Raw genomic sequence first — 17,486 nt, forward strand, 5'->3', positions numbered from 1 at the left:
AGGAGTTTTATTATTATGAGTAAGATTGTTTTAATCGGGGCCAAGGTGGGAAGAAAAAGGTCCTTCCCCTTCTATTCAAATTCGCCTATTCCAAAAGAAAATAGGAATAAACAAACTCTCTCCTAAAGCCCTCGGCTTCGGAGACCTAAAATTTTACAAGTGATGGTGGTTTCTATGAAAAAATTCTCTTTTATTCTCATCTTTCTCATGCTTTTTCCCCTTATGGCTTGCTCCAAGGAGAAAAATCTACCAGGGGACAAGAAAAGCCAGTCTTTCGACGAAATAAACTCGACCCTAAACAAGGGCAGTGAAAACAACCTTGAGGGAACAACTTCATCTAGAGGCGGTTCGGACTATGAAGCCAAGCCAAATTCCCTTATTTCTGATGACAATTCTTCCTCAGAAAAACTTTTGGAAAAACCAATTGAAGAAAAAGACCTTGTGGAAGTGGACATTATGGACCCTGAAAATGAATACCGGTCCGTCCCCCTCTACCTCCAAGGAAGGGTGGGGGTTGATGATGTCCTCAGTGGAAATAAGGTCCGTCGAGAACTGGTCCTTGTTTTTGATCACGCCCTGAGTTTCGACAAGGGGGTCACTAAGGTCGACCGATTTTCTCTAGGTGTCGTCAAAAATTACACCACCGGCGAGAATGGAGACCTCTACTATAGCTACGATCCAGACCCCGATGCCTTGGGGGCGGGCTACTCCTTCAAGGAGGGGCAAATTATTTCCTGCCTTGGTTTTTATAATGTTCCAACAACCCAATACCAAAATATCAATGGCTTTCTTACAAATGTTCAAAAGATTGAGTTCTTGGATGCCATAACTGAATACCCTCAAGTCCAGCCCTTGAGTAATTTTCAAAATAACTAACCTCTAAAAGACAATGCTTCTTTGAAGAATGACTTTTCCATCCATATGGTCATCAAGGAGAAAGTTTCATTCACCAAGGCACTTTTTCTGTCTGCATCTTCTTGCACTTATCTCACCCCTTCACCTGCTTGGCAATCTTGTCTTAGGGGAAAAGAGATAAGTGCATTTTTATGGCAAAAAATAAATGTTGGAGTCCAACGTGACCCCAACATTGATTATAGAACTATAGGCAAATTTCTCTCAACCAGTAAAACCACCATCTAAAACCCATACAATGGATTATCGTACTCTCCAGGGCCCAGTAAATATTTATAGTGCCTTACTCCAAAATCATCTGTAATGGTCATATTTTCATGGTCGATGAGTTTAATCGTAGAAAAGTTGTCATATGCCATGACAAAACAACTTTCCTCATCCTGGGCAATCCTATTTTGTATCTCTTCTCCAGTAAGAGGTTTCCCTAAGTCTTCTTCAAGGAGTTCCTTCTCTGAGAAGTATTCAGGAAGATTATAAATCTTTACGTTTTTATAGTTTGGATCCTTGAAATAGTTATTTTCCCTAAGATCGTAGCTATCCAAAACTTGTTTTATCCTTGCCTGAATTTGAATGGACTGGTTTCCTTGGTCATAATCTACCACTTTGTACTTTCCAAAAACCCCTACATCACTTTTATTATAATAAAAGGCTATCCTATCCTTGGAGATTGTAGCTCGAATATCTCCATGTGGGTCCGGTTCCTTAAAAGACAGGTCAATATCTCGCCAAGTTCCATAAATTTTTTCTAAGAGTTCTTCTGGAGGAACCCTATTTCCCGCCTTGAAGTCCTTTTTTTTGCCTTCTATTTTTTTTATTTCTGTTTTTCCCGAAGTATCTTTTTTCTTTTCCCCAAATTTCGTTTGTACTTTTAAATTCTTTTGCTTATGGAGGTCAAAGACATTGATATTTTCCAAAAGAAGGACTTCCTTGGTCTTTTTATCTGTGAACTTAAAGCTATAGGATCCATGGTCTAGCTTGAGTTTTATAGGACCCTTGGAATCCCCTTCTATTTTTTTATAGTAATTTTTCGTCCTAAACTTAAAAAACCAAAATTTTTTATAGAACTTTCCATTGATTTCCAGAGAATAATGATGATAAGGCTTGCCTTGGGAATCCAAGACGTCTATAGAAAATTCATTGTTTAAATAAATTCCCTGCTTCTGTATGTTTTCTTCACTTGCTTCTAGCCTATCAATTTCTCTTTGAACACACCGGGCATAGGCATCACACCCCTTTGCATTGGGGTGTATCGATTGGGCACTGGTCATCTCCGTTTCCTTCAGTTCTCCGTGCCTTGCAAATAAACTAATCCCATATAAAAAGGGGTCTGCTGCATAGGCTCCATGGCCTTCAAATTCTTTTTCCACATCCACAAAGCTTATATTCTTCCCTTCTTTTCTACATTCAGCCACAATTTTACTCAGGGATTCATTAAATTTACTGACGTTATCATTAATCAGTTCTGCTTCTTCTTTGGTGATTCCTTTTTTTTCAAATGCATATTTTACAAGGCCAAGTTCTCCATCGGGTTCTAAGTCAAAAGTCCCATCTACATCAAATAATTTTGGATAGCCCACCACAATTACATGGACCTCTTTCCCTGCCTTCTTTAGGATGCTATTGTAGCTGTCATAAATGTCTTTCTTAATTCCATCTTCCTTATCAAACTGCGCCCAAATTCTTTCCAATTCTCCCTTAAGAATATTGGGGTTATCATAAGAAGTCCTGGCTGCCGTATCTATGATTTTTGCAAAATCAACATCATTGCCCCCTATGGTCAGGGTTACATAGTCTACTCTTTGTCCTCTTTCCTTTAGTTGCTTAAAAATTTCCGTCTGGGCTGGCAACTTGGCTTTTTTCTCCATAAGAAATTCATCAGTATAGGTTTTCTCTTGGTCATGGTCAATGTTTACTGTTCGAGCTCCGGATACTGCCTTGAAAAACCACTTGTCATCCTTGTAGTTTTTCATGGGCCCCATGTCTTTTAATCGAAGCTTCCCCGGCCAGGCATTTGGTGACCTGTGGGCCAACCAGTCTTCATTATCTGGGCTTTTAAGAATGTCTCCACTATCATCTAACTTACCATAGTACGGACTGTTTCCTTCTCCGGAGGAATAGGAATCTCCTAATGAAACCATGGTTTTTTCTACAGACTCCTCCTTGTCCATGGCAAGACAGATGGTCAGCATTCCTAAGCAGGTTAAAATACCTAGTAACTTTAAAGTAACTTTCCTAAATTTTTTCATGGCCACCTATTTCCTTACTTATTTTCCCTAGGGTCTCCTTATCTATCCGGGGCAGCCGGTTGACTTTTAAGACCTTTTTCTTTGGCTTGGTCCGATAAAATGTTCCCGTCTTTGCATCATAAGAAGTCATAATTTCATCTTCGGAAAAAATGATTTGTTTAGAAAACATATTTCCCTGCTCGTCTCCTATGGGGCTTGCAGTCAAATTTTTCCCCGTTATGCGAATGGACCATAGGATTCCTGTCTCATCATAGTAATCCATCTCATAGGAGGGGTGGATGCCTTTTTTTGGCCCATCAATTTCTGTCTCCCCTATATAGTTCCCCTCTTCATCATACCTATATACAAGGGGAAACTCCTTAAAACCTCTTTCCTTTAAGACTTGGTCAGCTTCCCTTTCAGAATACGAATTGGACGGGTCTTTGGCACTTAATTTCTCTATAATTTCTGAATTTTCCTGAAAGTATTTTCCCAGGTCTTTTTCAGGTTGCTTGAAAAAATTTTCATCAAGCCCTCTGGCCCGCAGTGCTTGGTCCAGTTCTTTGGCACTTTTCGTTTCTATGGCCTCCTCATGGTCGACTCTTTCAATAATCCCCAAGTTTTCCAAAAGAAGAAATCCAAGGACCAAGGCGACCATAAAAAGAACAAGAAAAATTCCTATTTTCTTTGTTTTCGTCATTTCCATCTCCTTTTCGATCTTATTGTGTCCTATTCCTTTTTATCAAAGGTTCCTTATCAAATCATTTCCCAAATAAAGCAGACTCCTCCTTTTAACAATGATAGCCAATCCACATGACAATAAAAAAGGAAAATATCTGGATAAAATTTAAGAGGCCAAAGACCAGGCTCCGGTTCCGGATGGAAAAACCCAGGCCAACAAGGCCTAAAATGGGACAGATAAAAACGGTGGTCAAGCCCATGAGCCTTAGGGCGCCGAAGGCCCCATACCTCCCTATGTAGGAAAGGGCCAGGAGGACCAGGCCTATATAAAAGGTCCATTGGTAGACTTTGTTGTGTCTTGTAACTTTTTTCATAAAATTCTCCCTTGAATGTATAAATAGTCCCATGGACTAGATTCCATGGTTTTTCTTAAAATTCCCTTCCTTGAGCCTTATCCTAAAAGAAGGAGGGTTGTCGAAGAACCTAAATTGTACATCCTAAAGAGTTCATGCTTAATCTTGGCTTCCATTAGGTCGAGATAATCTAAAAGTCCAGTAGAAACAACCAGTATTTTTTACCCAACCCCATAAGCAAAGGGGTAGTCCATTTCAGAGACATAGACCTGAATCCGGCAAATCCACTGTCGGTGTCATCACCTCCTGCAAGCATGCCCCCGAAAATGAGAGGCAGAGCTAGATAAATTAAAACCCCATAATACCTCTTATCTATCAAATAGCGTAAATAGTTTTTAATGCTTATGACCTCTTTCTTCCTCCATCTTCTTTTCTTACTTTTATTATAACAAACTTTTCTTTTATTAACATCCTTCCATCTTCAACCAAAAAAGCCCCTAAGTTTTAAACTGGGGTCTTCCTTTAAAGTAAAATTTTACACACTTTTATTTTTCCCAACTAAAAATACTGGAAAAGGCATCATAGGGGTCATAGGCAATGGGGGCTAAGTCAAACCATTCAAGTAGTTAGGGTCTACATACTTTTTATCTACAATCAATTCATAGGTATAGTCTCAAACCAGGCATCGGCCATGCAAGGCCATTTAAAGGTCAAGCCCCTATAGTGAAGACCCTGGTAAAATATAAAAAAGATTTATCTTGTTTTTATCCTTCCTTCAAGTTTTGACCCATCCTTTTGCAAAAAATATGGTCTTTTCTAAAAAAATCTTGCTTTATCCCACGATGTGATACAATTATCTACAAATTTCATTTTCTGGCCTTCAATAGGGGAGACCAAGACCTTATTCGAACTTGAAAAGGAGGGTTTATGGAACGCAAAGGCTTTAGCATCAACTTTGGCATGATTATGGCTGCCGTTGGATCAGCTGTTGGACTAGGAAATATATGGATATTTCCATATATTGTGGGCACAAACGGAGGAGGCGCATTTCTACTTGCCTACATCCTTATTTGCATTGTCATTGGCGTTCCTATCCTGGCCAGTGAAATGTTAATCGACCGGAGAACAAGAACCGATAGTGTGGATTGCTTTAAGAAGCTAGCCCCTAGAAAGAAGTGGTACATTTCAGGTATTATCGCCGTCATTGCTTTCTTTTTAATCTTAAGTTTTTATTCCGTCGTGGCCGGATGGTCCTTGGAATATATTGTAAAAAGTGCTGGAAACCAAGTTGTCGGCAAGAATTCGGATGAAATCTCCAACCTCTTTACCAGCTTTATTTCTTCTCCTATTAAACCTATTTTCTGGACCTTTGTCTTTATACTTATGACCATGGTCATTGTAAAATCCGGTGTTTCTGAGGGAATTGAAAAAGTTTCTAAGGTTGCCATCCCTGTACTTCTTGTGATTGTTATCCTTCTTGGCATCTGCGGCATCACCCTAGCCGGGGGAAGAGAGGGCCTGACATTTTTATTCTATCCCGATTTTTCTAAATTTACTATGGAGGGCTTTTAGCCGCCCTGGGCCATTCCTTCTTCACCCTGTCCCTGGGCATGGCCATTATGACCACCTATGGGTCCTATGTCCCTGATGATGGAAACATTATAAAATCTGCCCTATCAGGCATTCTTTTTTTATGGCTTTTTAATAAATATTTTCAAAATTAAGGGTTGCTTTTTCCTGGAAATGGGGTAAAAATAACTTAGGACTTTCTTTTTTAAATCCTAGTTTTAAACCAAGATTCAACCACTTAAGCTATTTTTGTAAAGGAGTTTTATTATTATGAGTAAGATTGTTTTAATCGGGGCCAACCATGCCGGTACGGCCTGTGCCAATACCATTTTGGATCATTATCCCGAAAACGAACTGGTTATATTTGACCAAAATGACAATATTTCCTTTCTAAGTTGCGGGATGGCCCTTTGGATTGGCCGGCAAATTAAAAGCCCCGACGGCCTCTTCTATTCCTCCAAGGCCATCTTAGAAAACAAGGGGGCCAAGGTTCACTTAGAAACCCAAGTGGAATCCATTGACTATAACCAAAAAATTGTCTATGCCCTGGACAAAAATGGGCAAAAAATTGCCGAATCCTACGACAAGTTGGTCCTAGCCATGGGATCCAAGCCCATTATGCCACCTCTAAAGGGGCTGGACTTAGAAAACATTCAAAAAGTCAAGCGCTTCCAAGATGCCAAGGAAGTCATTGACAAGATTGAAAAGGACTATGGCCGAACCATGCAAAATGTTGTGATCGTAGGAGCTGGCTATATTGGCGTGGAATTGGCCGAAGCCTTTAAGCGCCTAGGCTACCATACCACTATGATCACCCAACCCGACCGGGTTCTAAATACCTACTATGACAAGCCCTTTACCGATGCCATGGAAGACAACCTCCGGTCCCACCGAGTGGATATCCGTTTAAGTGAAAATGTCCTGGCCTTTGAGGGGAAAAACAAGGTCTCCAAGGTCGTCACTGACAAGGGAAGCTACCCCTGTGATATGGCCTTGATTTGCTGTGGCTTCTTGCCTAATACAGACCTGGTCCAAGGCCACTTGGACCTGGGAGTCAAGGGAGCCATCTTAACAGACAAGCACCAAGCCACCTCAGACCCCAATGTCTATGCCATTGGCGACTGTACCACCATCTTTAGTAATGTCATCGATGATTATGACTACATCGCCCTGGCCTCCAATGCCGTAAGATCTGGAATTGTTGCCGGCCACAATGTTTGTGGCAACCCCATTGAAGCCAACGGGGTCCAAGGGTCCAACGGGATCAAAATCTTTGACCTCTCCATGGTCTCCACAGGGGTTACTGTAGAACGGGCCCAAGCCTTGGGAATGGACGTCCTCTATACAGACTTTAAGGCCCTGCAAAAACCTGAATTTATCAAGGAAGACAACTATGAAGTCACCATCCGGATTGTCTATGATAAAAACACCCGCCAAATCAAGGGGGCCCAACTCATGTCCAAGTATGACATGTCCATGATGATCCACATGTTCAGCCTGGCCATCCAAGAAAAAGTCACCATTGACCGCTTGTCCCTAACCGACTTTTTCTTCCTGCCCCACTACAACCAACCCTACAACTATATCACCATGGCAGCCCTGTCTGCAGATTAAAAAATGGTCTAAAAAGAAGAAAAACCGAGAAGTGCAAACTTCCCGGTTTTTTTATGCTTTCGAGTCTTTTATACAAGTATCCCCTTGAGGTCTAGTGCACCCTAGCTCCTCAATTTTTTGCAGGCAAACAAGCCCAAAAGAACAGTGGCCCAGTAGGCCCCCTCAGCCAGAAATACCATCCAGAGAAAGTCTCCTATGTGGGGCTTATTCATCTCATATTGCGAACAAAACAGGACAAGCATGCCCAGAAGACCTATAATGTTAAGGATAAAAGCTCTTTTTAAACTTGACTTCATACATATCTCCTTTAACTCAATATAGCCCTTCCGCCTTCCACAAATAGGCTGGACCCAAGATAGTCCTCTTTTATGCCTTAAAAAGTATCTTTTTTCTTGCGGAAGGCAATAAATTCCTCTAAATCCTTGGCCAGGAAGAAGGGGTTGGTCTTTCTCTCTTCCCCAATGCTGGTGGGAAGGGTCTTTTTCCCCTCTTGTCTTTGGTCCTGGACCTCTTCCAGGGCCTGGTCGATTTCTAAACTCCCGGGAAAGAGGCTCTTGGCAAAGCGTAAATTTTCCAAGGAATATTCGTGGGCCGGATAGACCAGGGTGTCGTCTGGCAGGTCCTTAAAGACCTCCAGGGTGTCGTATTGGGCCCGGTAGTCTCCGGTAAAGACCCGGCCACAACCGGCCTTAAAAAGGGCATCTCCTGGAAATAAATTCCCCTGCCAAAGGTAGGATACGCCGGCCTCGGTATGGCCAGGACTGGCCAAGACGGCAATCTCTTGGTCAAAAATCCTTACCAGGTCTCCCCCCTTGACGCAGGTGTCATTGAGGTCTCTTGTTTCCCAGGGCCCATAGACCCTAAGACCCGGCAGGGCTTCTTTTAACCCTTCCAGACCCCCGGTGTGGTCTAGGTGGTGGTGGGTCAAAAGAACCACACTTTCCTTGGCCTCCTGGCCTTTTAAAAAATCCAGCACTGGCGAGGCCTGGCCCGGATCGATGAAAATACGGCCCTGGTCCAGGTCAATGGACCAAATATAATTGTCTCCTAGGGCCGGAATGGCATAAATTTCCATGGTCTTTCCTCCTTTAATCCCTATATACCCAATTTATCGCTTTTTATGAAGGTGGTCGTGGTAGCCTCCTCCTAAATAATGCTGGTGGCTGTGGCTGTGGACCAGGGTTTTTTTGATAATGTGACCATGGCTGTAACTATAGATGACATGGCTGTGGCTGTGGTCGTGGGCCTTTTTCAAGGTATCTGCCACCACCAGGATCGAGGCCAGAACCATAATGGACAGGGCCAGCAAAAACTTCCAGCTCAAGCCTTCTTTTAAGAAGACCACAGATAGGAGGACTGCCACAAAGGGGGCCACTGAATACCAGGCCGAGGTCTTGGCGGCCCCAATGACTTCTTGGGCCCGGATGTAGAAAAAGATACTCAAGCCATAGGCCAAAAAGCCCAGGACCATAATTTTACACAGGTTACCCAAGTCCGGCAGGGTCTCTCCCGCCACCAGGGCAATGGCAATGGACCCCAGGCCTGAAAAAATTCCCTTGATCATAACAATTTCAAAAGTATTTTTATGGGCAATTTTCCGGGTGCAGTTGTTTTCAAAACCCCAGGACAGTCCCGCCAAGAGGACCAGGATGGACCCCTTGGAAAATTCCAGGCTCTGGGCCCCTTCAAAGGACAAGATTCCACTGGCCAGGGTCATGAGAATAATGGCCAGACCCAAAAGGCCGGAAATCTTTTCACCAAAGAGGATCCAAGCAATTACGCTAGTGGCTACAATTTCAAAATTATTCAAGAGGGAGGCGTTAGCCGAACTGGTCCAAACCAGGCCCATCATTAAAAAAATAGGCGCTAAAATATCTAGGACCACCATTCCCAGAGTATAGGGCAGGTCCTCCCGACTGAGCGAGTCCTCCTTGTTTTTGTCGTAGACTAGGTAAAGAAACCCAATTCCAAGGCCGGCTCCCAGGTATAAAAATCCCGCCATGGTCATGGGGCCTGCGGCCTGTAAAAAAACCTTGGACAGGGGTATATTTAAGGCATAGAGACAGGCCGCTAAAAGGGCCTGGCCTGTAGCTTTTATCTTTTTATTCATATCCATCCTCCTTCTTCCTCTCTATATAGTATAATATAAAGTAAAAAAATATTCTAGAAAGGAATTGACCATGTACCAGTCTATTTACCAATCCCCCCTGGGACCCTTGGCCCTTGTGGACCAGGAAGAGGGCCTCTGTTCGGTCTACTTTTTAGATGGCCAAAATCCTCCCGTCTATCCGGAAAAAGAAAGTCCCGCCCTCCAGGCCGGCCGTCTTTGGCTTGAGGCCTACTTTCATGGAGACTCCCCAGCCCTAGACGACCTTCCCCTGGCTCCCCAAGGGACTCCCTTCCAAAAAGATGTCTGGGACCTTTTAAGGGAGGTCCCCTATGGCCAGGTTACCAGCTACGGCGTCCTGGCCCGGGTCCTGGCCAAGAAATACGGCCGGGAAAAAATGTCTGCCCGGGCTGTAGGGTCTGCCTTGGCCAAAAACCCCCTGGCTATTATCCTGCCCTGCCACCGGGTCTTGGATGGGCAAGGCTTCCTTCGGGGCTATGCCTGGGGCCTGGAAAGAAAAAAGACCCTCTTAGAAGGTGAGGGCCTAAAGATTGTCCAAGATCGGGTCATCCAAGCCCCTTTGGCCTCTTTTGGAGACCTCTAAATTGATCTAGAAAAACAGAAAGACCTTGAGGTTTTTCTGTTTTTCTTCTTTTATCCAATAAAATCCTTAAAAATTTAAGGTCAAAGGCATTATTTTCTCTCAAGGTCTTGGACAATGGGCCATTATTGTGTAAGATGGTAGTAGAAAAATGAAAGAGGAAAGGGTTATGGAAAGAAGAAAACGCCGAAAAATAAATAAAAAAAAGAGACAGCAAAAAATCCGAAAAAGGCGGCTCTTGTTTTTGTGTCTTTTTTTCTTTGCCTGTTATTTAATTCATGGCCTTTGGGTGGCCAAGTACCGCTTGGTTGACCTGCCTGTGGATGACTTGGTAGCGGCAGACCTCTACCTCATGCCGGACCAACAATTGGTCCATGTAGACAAGAAAAAGGACCTGGCCTGGATTGGCAAGAAGGTCCGCAGGTTTTCCGGCCATCCAAAAGACCTCCAGGGCCAGGCTGGAGGTCAGGTTCGTTTTATCCACTTGTATCTAAACCAAAAAGACCCCATTGAGATTTCCCAAACCGGGGACCAAATTGCCGTAAATGGCAAGTGGTACTCTGTCAAGAAGTTGGATCTTTACCGGATGGACCAGATTTTTTCTGCCTATTTTAAATAGTTAAAGGTCCGGTGTTCCCATGGCCTTAAGGCCTTGTCCCTCCAGGCGGAAGATGACCCATTCTGTATGGTCATCAGCTCCCAGGCTCTTGTAGAGTTCATAAGAGGGGGTGTTGGTCTTGAGGCAGGTCCACTCAAAGCGGCGGCAGTCTTTTTCCAGGGCATGCTTGGCCATAAAGGACAGGCACTTTCTTCCATAGCCCCGACCCCGGTATTGGGGGTCAATGTAGAGGTCTTCTAGGTAGAGGCCCGGTCGACCTTCAAAGGTAGAAAAGTTGTAGAAAAAGATAAAGTAGCCAATGGCCTTGCCCTTGTAAAGGGGTAGGTACATGTGGGCCGTTTTTTCCTCAAAGAGGGATTTTTCCAAAATTTCCTCTGTGGCCTTGACGTCCTTTAAGAGGTCCTCGTATTGGGCCAGGTCCTTGATGAGGGAGAGGATGGTAGGAATGTCCCCTCTTTCTGCCTTGCGAATGCTAAAGTCTTCTAACGATGTTTGTATGATATCCATAGCTACCTCCTGATTTTGATGAATCATCTTGTTTGGTCTATATACCCTAAAAAGAAGTCCCCTAACAGGACTTCTCTTTTTAAACTCTTTTCTTGGTCCAGGATCCTTTTTTATAGGCAAAGAAAAGGATCAGGAAGATGGTCAGGTCTGCCGGCATGTAGGAGGCAAAAAGATAAGAGATGGGTAGGTGGAAAATCCGAACAATCCCATAGAGGAGGGGAAGCTGGATGCACCAGTCAGCCAAAAGTCCCGAATAGAGCAAGGGTCTGTTGTAGCCACTTCCCATAAAGGCCACCCCACAGCCAAAACCATAGCCCAAAAAGGGCAAGCAGAAGGAAGAAAAAATCAACATCTGGGACCCGATGGCCTTGACATTGGCATCCTGGATAAAGAGGCCCATAATTCCTTGGTGGAAGACCAGGACAGTCACAAGTAAACCCCCCATAATTCCTGCATTCATCCTAGAAGCTATCTTAGAGACCCTTTGGGCTGTGGGGACGTCCTCTTGGCCCAAATAGTGGCCCACCAGGGTGGACCCACCCATCATCAGGCCATTTAGGGGCAAAAAGGCCGTGCTATAGATTTTCCCGGCAATACCAAAAGCTGAAATGGCATCTACCCCATAGTCAGCCACAAAATGCACTGCCAGGGCATTAAAAATAAAGCGGAGCATCTGCTGAAGTCCATTGGGAACCCCAATTTTCAAGAGCTTTTTGTCAATAGAGGGAATCAATCGAAAGAGTCCCTTCCAGCGAATATAGATTCCATTGTGGCCCTTCAACAAGAGGAAAAATCCCACTAAAAAGCTCAGGCAAATGGAAATTACCGTGGCCAGGGCCGCCCCATAAACCCCTAAACCAAAGCCCTTGAAGCCCAAGAAGGGTATGGTTTCAAACATCAAAATCGGGTCCAAGATAAGGTTAACCAGAGTGGACAGTCCCATGATATACATGGGGGTCTTGGCATCTCCTTGGCAACGAAAAATGGTATTGACTGAAAAAGAAGCAAAAAAGACCGGCAAAAAATAAATCCGTAAATAGCCATAGTCCTTTGCAGCCTGGATTACCTCGGGATCTTTTGTATAAAGGGATAAAAGAGGTTGAAGGAATACCAGCAAGAGGACCATAGTCAGCAAGGACATAAGTATTTTAAAACTAATGGTTTGCTCTGCTATTTCCAAAGTTCTTTTCCGGTCTCCACGGCCATAACTTTGGCTAATCATAGACACAGAACTGGACCCGATGATTTCATTTAAAACGTCAAAAATCCAAAAAATTGTCGTGAATATGGTCACTCCAGCCACAGCCTTGCTGGAAATCTTCCCCACCCAAACCATGTCTACCATGTCGTAGATAGCCTGGAGGGCAAAAGACAGCATGGTTGGATAGGAAAGAGACCATAGTTTTTTTCCCAAGGATTGCTCCATTTAAACCTCCTTCAAAGAAGGGTCCCTACTACTTAGGACCCTTCTTGCCTTTTTATAACTTTTCTAAAAATACTTCATGGCCTGCTGACAGGCCCTCTATCTCTCCAAAGGCTAGGCCTTGGGAAAGCCTTCTTGTCCCGGGTCAAAGGTCCCCAGGACCCTTAATTTCCGATCTTGGACCATGGTTTTTCCCTTGGCAAAGACACTGTGGATTTCAAGAGTCTTTTCGTCCAAGAGGTTGAGGTCTGCATCATAGCCTGGAAGGATTTGTCCCTTGCCCTTGAGTTTTAAAATCTTGGCCGGGTTGATTGTCAGACCCCTTAAGGCAATTTCCAAGGGAATGTCCTCTTTAAAGACACATTCTTGGATGGCTTCTAGGAGGCAGGATGATTTTCCCATACCCAGGCCAATATAGTTGTTGTTTTCGTCAAACATGGGGAAGGACCCTTGGCCATCTGAGGTAAAGGTAAAGAGGTCATAGGAAATTTTTTCGTCTATAATCCTCTTTAAGGCCTTGGAAATCCGTACTTCTCCATATTCTCTTTCCCAAAGGTCGGGGTCGTCGGCTCCGGTAAAGTCGCAGTAGCCGCCCTTTTTCATATACTTGATCCCCTCTTCAAAAAGTTCGGGATTGCGGCCCATGTGGGTGGGCAAGAATTGGTAGATGGGGAGTTCGGTTTCCTCTACAGCCCGGTTGAGATAGTCCAGGTTGGTCTTGCCGTCTCCCATGTGGATGTTTAAAATCCCAGCCTTTCCGGCCAACATACCGGCCACCCGGACATTGGCTGCCAGGCGGATAAATTCTTCAAAGGTGGGTTGGCTGGACCGATGGTCAGACAGGGCAATTTCCCCTACTCCAATGACCTTGTCAATGGCCATGATGTCCTTCATGACATCCCCCGTTAGGCTGGGGGTGGGAATTTGATAGGCCCCAGTATAGATATAGGAAGAAACTCCTTCTTCCTCCAGGCCCCTGGCCTTGGCCAAAAGGGCATTGATGTCCCGGCAGATGCCATCGGTTCCCAGGGTCCCTACAACACTGGTGACCCCGGCGGAAGTCAGGGTAGACAGGGTAATTTCCGGAGTCCGAGTGGAGAAGCCTCCCTCTCCGCCCCCTCCCAGGATGTGGACATGGCAGTCAATAAAGCCCGGTGTTAAAATTTTCCCGCTCCCATCGATTTCTTCTAAATCCACCAGACCTCCCAGGTCAATCTTAATTTCATCCTCAATGGCTGCAATTTTATCTCCCAAGACCAAGACATCCTTGATCCCCAGGTCTTGAGGACTGTAAACATGGACATTGCGAATAATTTTAACCATCATAGCCTCCTATTGGAAATTCATAGCAACGGCAAGAATCAAGATAATACACCCAATGAGGAAGAAAAATCCTTGCATCTTGATTTGGAACTTGGCCCATTTGGACCAGTCAATACCAGCAACACCTAAAACTCCAATTAAGCTGGCAGAAACCGGTGTAAAGGCATCCATAAATCCAGCTCCCATTTGGTAGGCCAAAACAGCGATTTGTCGAGACACGCCTACCAGGTCAGCCAAGGGTGCCATAATGGGCATGGTCAAGGCAGCTTGGCCCGAGTTGGATGTTACCACCAGGTTGAAGCAGGATTGGAAGGCATACATGCCAATGGCAGCTACTGTTCTGGGAACCCCTTGCAGGGCGTTTCCAATGGAATAGAGGATGGTATTTAAGGCTGAGAAACTGTTGGCGTCGCTACCTCCTAATACAATCAAAATCCCCTTGGCCATCCCTACAACCACAGCCGTTCCGGCCAGGTCGGCAGCTCCAGATTGGAACTTGGATGCAATGTCGTTGATGCCCAGGTTGTTGAGCTTAAAGACCACAGCTGTCAAACCGGCTGCAAGACCCATTACAAAGAATTGGGAAGCAATTTCCGGAATATAGTAGCCCTTTTTCATAACCCCCCAAACAATCCAAATCAGGACCAGGAGCATTTCCAGTAGGATAATCTTGTGGCCCAATTGGAAGTCTCGGGCTGCATCGTCTTCTTGTAGTTGGGTTCTAAACTTGTTGTCTGAGCTATACATGACAGATTTTTCCGGGTTTTTCCGGATTCTTTCAGCATAGACCATGGTGTAGGCTGCACCGAGACCCGTTACCACAACCCAGCAAACCAGACGGAAGCCAGCTCCGGATAAGACAGGAATTCCCGCAATCCCTTGGGCAATGGCCACACTAAAGGGGCTCATCCAGGAAACGGCGTTCCCCAATTGAGAGGCCACGAAGGTAACGGTTACGGCCACAATGGAGTCATAGCCCAGGGCAATTACAAAGGGCACCATAACCATGGAGAAGGGAATGACCTCTTCCGACATACCAAAGGTGGCTCCTCCCAGGGAGAATAGGTAGAATAAAATAGGCAGGGCAAAGCGTTCCAGACCCTTGGTCTTGTCAATAACGGCATAAATTCCGGCGTCAATGGCTCCAGTGGACATGATAATCCCAAAGGCTCCACCTACCACCAACAAGAGGGCTACAATCCCTACGGCAGACCCGTACTTGTCCCCGGATACCAGGCCTTCAAAGAGGTAGTTTAGGAAACCAAAACCATTAAAGTCCTCTGTCCCCCATACCCGGGCCGTCTTGTTTAACTTCACTGATTGGTCGTAAATCTTGTCGCCATAGAGTCCATAGAGGACATCGTCTGTCAGGCCGGCCTTGTCCAGGCTTTCTTGATTCCAGTCCTTGGCATCAGTCTTTAGAAGTTCTCCCAGGGCCTCTTGGTCCAGGGCAAGTTCTTGGACCTTGGCTTGATCTTGGGCCAGGGCCGGCAGTTGGCTGGCCAAAAAGTCGGTTTTTAAGGGGTGCATGTAGCGGAAGGTGTCTGCTTGGAGTACCGTCCGGCTAGCTGTTTCCCCGTTGGCATCGGTATATTCCACTTCATGGGTTGAAAACTTCCCGGCAGGAATTAAAAAGGTCAGTCCCCAGCAAAGCAATACCACTACAAAGATAATGGCATAGGTGTGGGGAGTCTTAAATTTAGTCAAGTCTTTCTTGGTCATTTTTTCCTCCTTCGTCAATGACGTCTTTATTCTATCTATGTCAACCCCTGTTAAGATAGGGAGTTCCTAGGTTTTTCTTCCTGTTTTTTGAAATCTTGGTAGAGGTCTTGTATTTTTTCCCGGTCCCTCTTACTGGTCAAGGAATCATAAAAGACCTGGTAGCAATCATGGTAGTAGCTGGCGATGCTGGTCTTGACTTCACCATCTGCCTGGATGTACATATGGAGGATCCCCTCCAAAATAGTCTTGGCAATGGAGGGGTCCTCCTTGCCATAGTGGATTAACTGGTAAAAGGTCAGGTAGAGTTCTTCCTCTACGGAATAGGCTACATAGACCACATTGGCATCATCCTGGCTCTTTAAGAGGATGAAGTTGTTTTTGGTGGAAAAGAGCTGGCCCAGGAGGTTGCAAATCTTCCCGATACAGTTAATGGCCGTGTTGGGGTCGTTGATCCCGGGGCTAATGGCTCTCAGGGCAATTTCCACCAGGTTGGTTATTTCGTGGTGGTAGTCGGCCTGGTCATTTTTAGCCGGGTTCAGCAAAAAGGTCTTGGCTATGGCATCCAGCCAGTCCTTTCGGTCCTGGCCCTGGGGAAGGTTTTTCCCTTTTTTGCTGTGAATTTCGGCGATTTCCATATCTTTTAAGACGTATTCCCCAATCTTGACCTTGGTTACCAGTTCACAAGGATACTTGGTCAAGATCTTCAGGAGGTCATCTTCATTTAAATCATAAAAATAGCCAGTTTCCAGGGAGTAAATAGGAAAACCTGATTGGATTTCCTTTTCCAGGTAGCGGGTGGATTCCTTCCGCAGGTCAGATTCCTCCTGGATCAGCTTTTCCGCTTCCTCATAGACATCCTGGATGACGTTGACTCCCTTGATGGAATAAAGGACCTTGTGGACAAACTTCATAAAGTAGACCATGCTTAAGATGGCATAGATAATGCCCAGGGTCCCAGCCAGGAGCTTTTGGTCTTCTGCCACGTCTTGGATAATCAAAAGGGATAGGACTGTGTAAAAAAAGCCTCCAACAAAGACCCCAATCAAGCTCAAAACATGGGGTTTGTCGATAAATTTTTGTACAACCCGAGGGGTAAAGTTAGATGCATAGGTGGTTAAAACCGTTAAAATTGTCGTTAGGGTAAAGGTGGTAACGGTTAAAAAGACCCCGGACAGGTTGGATAAAAAGCTCTTGGACACATCCTTGGTTAGGAGAAAAAATTCCGGGATGGACTTGTTTAGGTCCGGATAGCGGATGTCCACAAGCCAGACAATGACCAATAGGACAAAGGATAAAAAGGTAAATTTACTTGTGTTGATTCCATTTCTGTGGTTGTTGTACCAAAGGGTTATTTTTGCCTTCATTTACCTGCCTCCCAAAATTTTTACATAAAAGGACCTGGTCCTGGGCCCGTCAAATTCTAAAAAATAAATCCCCTGCCAGGTTCCCAGAAGGAGCCTGCCATCCTGGATGATAAAGGCTTGGCTGGCGCCAAAGAGGCTGGACAAGAGGTGGGCCCTGGAATTTCCCTCCAAGTGGCTAAAGTTTGGATTGTCCGGAAGGTTTTCCCTTAAGGCTAAAAAAATATCCTCCTGGACTGCCGGGTCTGTGTTTTCATTGACGCTAATGGCTCCGGTGGTGTGGGGACAATAAACCAGGCAAATCCCCTCTTGGACCCCGGATTCTTCCAGACAGGCCTCTACCAGGCCGGTAATGTCCACCATCTCTTCTCTTTTCGTTCTGAGGTCATACTTCCTTAACACAAGCCCGCCTCCCTTCGGCAAGTATTTTCAATCTCTCTTTATTATATACTTTTTTCAACTAAAATGG

Annotated in this window: 17 protein-coding genes; 5 read left to right on the top strand and 12 right to left on the bottom strand. The window is 44.9% G+C overall.

Annotation, left to right across the window (positions count from 1 at the left end):
* Positions 1 to 174: 174 nt before the first annotated feature.
* Complete coding sequence (locus BQ7400_RS07570; protein WP_072470019.1) at positions 175 to 876, top strand: hypothetical protein; 702 nt, start codon at positions 175 to 177, stop codon at positions 874 to 876.
* A gap of 260 nt (positions 877 to 1,136) precedes the next feature.
* Here the strand turns inward: BQ7400_RS07570 and BQ7400_RS07575 are convergent, their stop codons facing one another.
* The 3 genes from BQ7400_RS07575 to BQ7400_RS07585 form a co-directional block, all read right to left on the bottom strand.
* Positions 1,137 to 3,158 (bottom strand): SGNH/GDSL hydrolase family protein, encoded by a 2,022-nt coding sequence (locus tag BQ7400_RS07575; protein WP_072470020.1) that lies wholly within the window; start codon positions 3,156 to 3,158, stop codon positions 1,137 to 1,139.
* The gene (locus BQ7400_RS07580) at positions 3,145 to 3,837 is read right to left on the bottom strand and encodes a hypothetical protein (protein ID WP_072470021.1); all 693 of its coding nucleotides are present in this window, start codon (positions 3,835 to 3,837) and stop codon (positions 3,145 to 3,147) included. The genes BQ7400_RS07575 and BQ7400_RS07580 overlap by 14 nt, the downstream gene beginning before the upstream one ends.
* Before the next feature lie 91 nt (positions 3,838 to 3,928).
* Entirely contained in the window at positions 3,929 to 4,192 is a 264-nt protein-coding gene (locus BQ7400_RS07585) for a hypothetical protein (protein WP_072470022.1), read from the bottom strand.
* Positions 4,193 to 5,098: 906 nt separating this feature from the next.
* On the opposite strand from BQ7400_RS07585, the gene BQ7400_RS07595 reads away from it, so the two are divergent.
* Entirely contained in the window at positions 5,099 to 5,743 is a 645-nt protein-coding gene (locus BQ7400_RS07595) for a sodium-dependent transporter (protein ID WP_072470024.1), read from the top strand.
* Positions 5,744 to 6,010: 267 nt separating this feature from the next.
* Entirely contained in the window at positions 6,011 to 7,354 is a 1,344-nt protein-coding gene (gene nox / locus BQ7400_RS07600; RefSeq protein WP_072470025.1) for a H2O-forming NADH oxidase, read from the top strand.
* A 101-nt stretch (positions 7,355 to 7,455) separates the two neighbouring features.
* Here nox and BQ7400_RS07605 read toward each other — a convergent pair whose 3' ends face one another.
* From BQ7400_RS07605 to BQ7400_RS07615, 3 genes are all read right to left on the bottom strand, one after another.
* Entirely contained in the window at positions 7,456 to 7,650 is a 195-nt protein-coding gene (locus tag BQ7400_RS07605) for a hypothetical protein (RefSeq protein WP_072470026.1), read from the bottom strand.
* 77 nt (positions 7,651 to 7,727) lie between these two features.
* Positions 7,728 to 8,429 (bottom strand): hydroxyacylglutathione hydrolase, encoded by a 702-nt coding sequence (gloB, locus tag BQ7400_RS07610; RefSeq protein ID WP_072470027.1) that lies wholly within the window; start codon positions 8,427 to 8,429, stop codon positions 7,728 to 7,730.
* 33 nt (positions 8,430 to 8,462) lie between these two features.
* The gene (locus tag BQ7400_RS07615) at positions 8,463 to 9,464 is read right to left on the bottom strand and encodes a DMT family transporter (RefSeq protein WP_083553304.1); all 1,002 of its coding nucleotides are present in this window, start codon (positions 9,462 to 9,464) and stop codon (positions 8,463 to 8,465) included.
* A gap of 70 nt (positions 9,465 to 9,534) precedes the next feature.
* On the opposite strand from BQ7400_RS07615, the gene BQ7400_RS07620 reads away from it, so the two are divergent.
* Positions 9,535 to 10,065 (top strand): methylated-DNA--[protein]-cysteine S-methyltransferase, encoded by a 531-nt coding sequence (locus BQ7400_RS07620; protein WP_072470029.1) that lies wholly within the window; start codon positions 9,535 to 9,537, stop codon positions 10,063 to 10,065.
* Between the two features lie 166 nt (positions 10,066 to 10,231).
* On the top strand, positions 10,232 to 10,681 hold the full coding sequence (locus BQ7400_RS07625; protein WP_144019930.1) for a hypothetical protein: 450 nt from the start codon (positions 10,232 to 10,234) through the stop codon (positions 10,679 to 10,681).
* Here the strand turns inward: BQ7400_RS07625 and BQ7400_RS07630 are convergent, their stop codons facing one another.
* From BQ7400_RS07630 to BQ7400_RS07655, 6 genes are all read right to left on the bottom strand, one after another.
* Positions 10,682 to 11,188 carry a GNAT family N-acetyltransferase gene (locus BQ7400_RS07630; protein WP_083553305.1) on the bottom strand — a complete coding sequence of 169 codons (507 nt, stop codon included), beginning with the start codon at positions 11,186 to 11,188 and terminating at the stop codon, positions 10,682 to 10,684.
* A gap of 79 nt (positions 11,189 to 11,267) precedes the next feature.
* The gene (locus BQ7400_RS07635) at positions 11,268 to 12,614 is read right to left on the bottom strand and encodes an MATE family efflux transporter (RefSeq protein WP_072470031.1); all 1,347 of its coding nucleotides are present in this window, start codon (positions 12,612 to 12,614) and stop codon (positions 11,268 to 11,270) included.
* Between the two features lie 111 nt (positions 12,615 to 12,725).
* On the bottom strand, positions 12,726 to 13,934 hold the full coding sequence (gene iadA / locus BQ7400_RS07640) for a beta-aspartyl-peptidase (RefSeq protein ID WP_072470032.1): 1,209 nt from the start codon (positions 13,932 to 13,934) through the stop codon (positions 12,726 to 12,728).
* 9 nt (positions 13,935 to 13,943) lie between these two features.
* Positions 13,944 to 15,656: a putative basic amino acid antiporter YfcC gene (gene yfcC, locus BQ7400_RS07645; RefSeq protein ID WP_034440715.1), complete on the bottom strand. Its 1,713-nt coding sequence runs from the start codon at positions 15,654 to 15,656 to the stop codon at positions 13,944 to 13,946.
* A 50-nt stretch (positions 15,657 to 15,706) separates the two neighbouring features.
* Entirely contained in the window at positions 15,707 to 17,020 is a 1,314-nt protein-coding gene (locus BQ7400_RS07650) for a DUF2254 domain-containing protein (protein ID WP_072470033.1), read from the bottom strand.
* Complete coding sequence (locus tag BQ7400_RS07655; protein WP_072470034.1) at positions 17,021 to 17,419, bottom strand: secondary thiamine-phosphate synthase enzyme YjbQ; 399 nt, start codon at positions 17,417 to 17,419, stop codon at positions 17,021 to 17,023. It abuts the gene before it with no gap.
* Positions 17,420 to 17,486 lie beyond the last annotated feature (67 nt).

It is taken from the genome of Urinicoccus massiliensis (assembly GCF_900120405.1).
GTDB lineage: Bacteria > Bacillota > Clostridia > Tissierellales > Peptoniphilaceae > Urinicoccus > Urinicoccus massiliensis.

Excerpts from the sequence above, each read along its gene's own strand:
- BQ7400_RS07635 (WP_072470031.1), bottom strand. The coding sequence starts at position 12,614 with ATGGAGCAATCCTTGGGAAAAAAACTATGGTCTCTTTCCTATCCAACC.
- gloB (WP_072470027.1), bottom strand. The coding sequence starts at position 8,429 with ATGGAAATTTATGCCATTCCGGCCCTAGGAGACAATTATATTTGGTCC.
- BQ7400_RS07620 (WP_072470029.1), top strand. The coding sequence starts at position 9,535 with ATGTACCAGTCTATTTACCAATCCCCCCTGGGACCCTTGGCCCTTGTG.
- BQ7400_RS07570 (WP_072470019.1), top strand. The coding sequence starts at position 175 with ATGAAAAAATTCTCTTTTATTCTCATCTTTCTCATGCTTTTTCCCCTT.
- nox (WP_072470025.1), top strand. The coding sequence starts at position 6,011 with ATGAGTAAGATTGTTTTAATCGGGGCCAACCATGCCGGTACGGCCTGT.
- iadA (WP_072470032.1), bottom strand. The coding sequence starts at position 13,934 with ATGGTTAAAATTATTCGCAATGTCCATGTTTACAGTCCTCAAGACCTG.
- BQ7400_RS07605 (WP_072470026.1), bottom strand. The coding sequence starts at position 7,650 with ATGAAGTCAAGTTTAAAAAGAGCTTTTATCCTTAACATTATAGGTCTT.
- yfcC (WP_034440715.1), bottom strand. The coding sequence starts at position 15,656 with ATGACCAAGAAAGACTTGACTAAATTTAAGACTCCCCACACCTATGCC.
- BQ7400_RS07575 (WP_072470020.1), bottom strand. The coding sequence starts at position 3,158 with ATGAAAAAATTTAGGAAAGTTACTTTAAAGTTACTAGGTATTTTAACC.
- BQ7400_RS07585 (WP_072470022.1), bottom strand. The coding sequence starts at position 4,192 with ATGAAAAAAGTTACAAGACACAACAAAGTCTACCAATGGACCTTTTAT.
- BQ7400_RS07630 (WP_083553305.1), bottom strand. The coding sequence starts at position 11,188 with ATGGATATCATACAAACATCGTTAGAAGACTTTAGCATTCGCAAGGCA.
- BQ7400_RS07625 (WP_144019930.1), top strand. The coding sequence starts at position 10,232 with ATGGAAAGAAGAAAACGCCGAAAAATAAATAAAAAAAAGAGACAGCAA.
- BQ7400_RS07595 (WP_072470024.1), top strand. The coding sequence starts at position 5,099 with ATGGAACGCAAAGGCTTTAGCATCAACTTTGGCATGATTATGGCTGCC.
- BQ7400_RS07650 (WP_072470033.1), bottom strand. The coding sequence starts at position 17,020 with ATGAAGGCAAAAATAACCCTTTGGTACAACAACCACAGAAATGGAATC.
- BQ7400_RS07615 (WP_083553304.1), bottom strand. The coding sequence starts at position 9,464 with ATGAATAAAAAGATAAAAGCTACAGGCCAGGCCCTTTTAGCGGCCTGT.
- BQ7400_RS07580 (WP_072470021.1), bottom strand. The coding sequence starts at position 3,837 with ATGACGAAAACAAAGAAAATAGGAATTTTTCTTGTTCTTTTTATGGTC.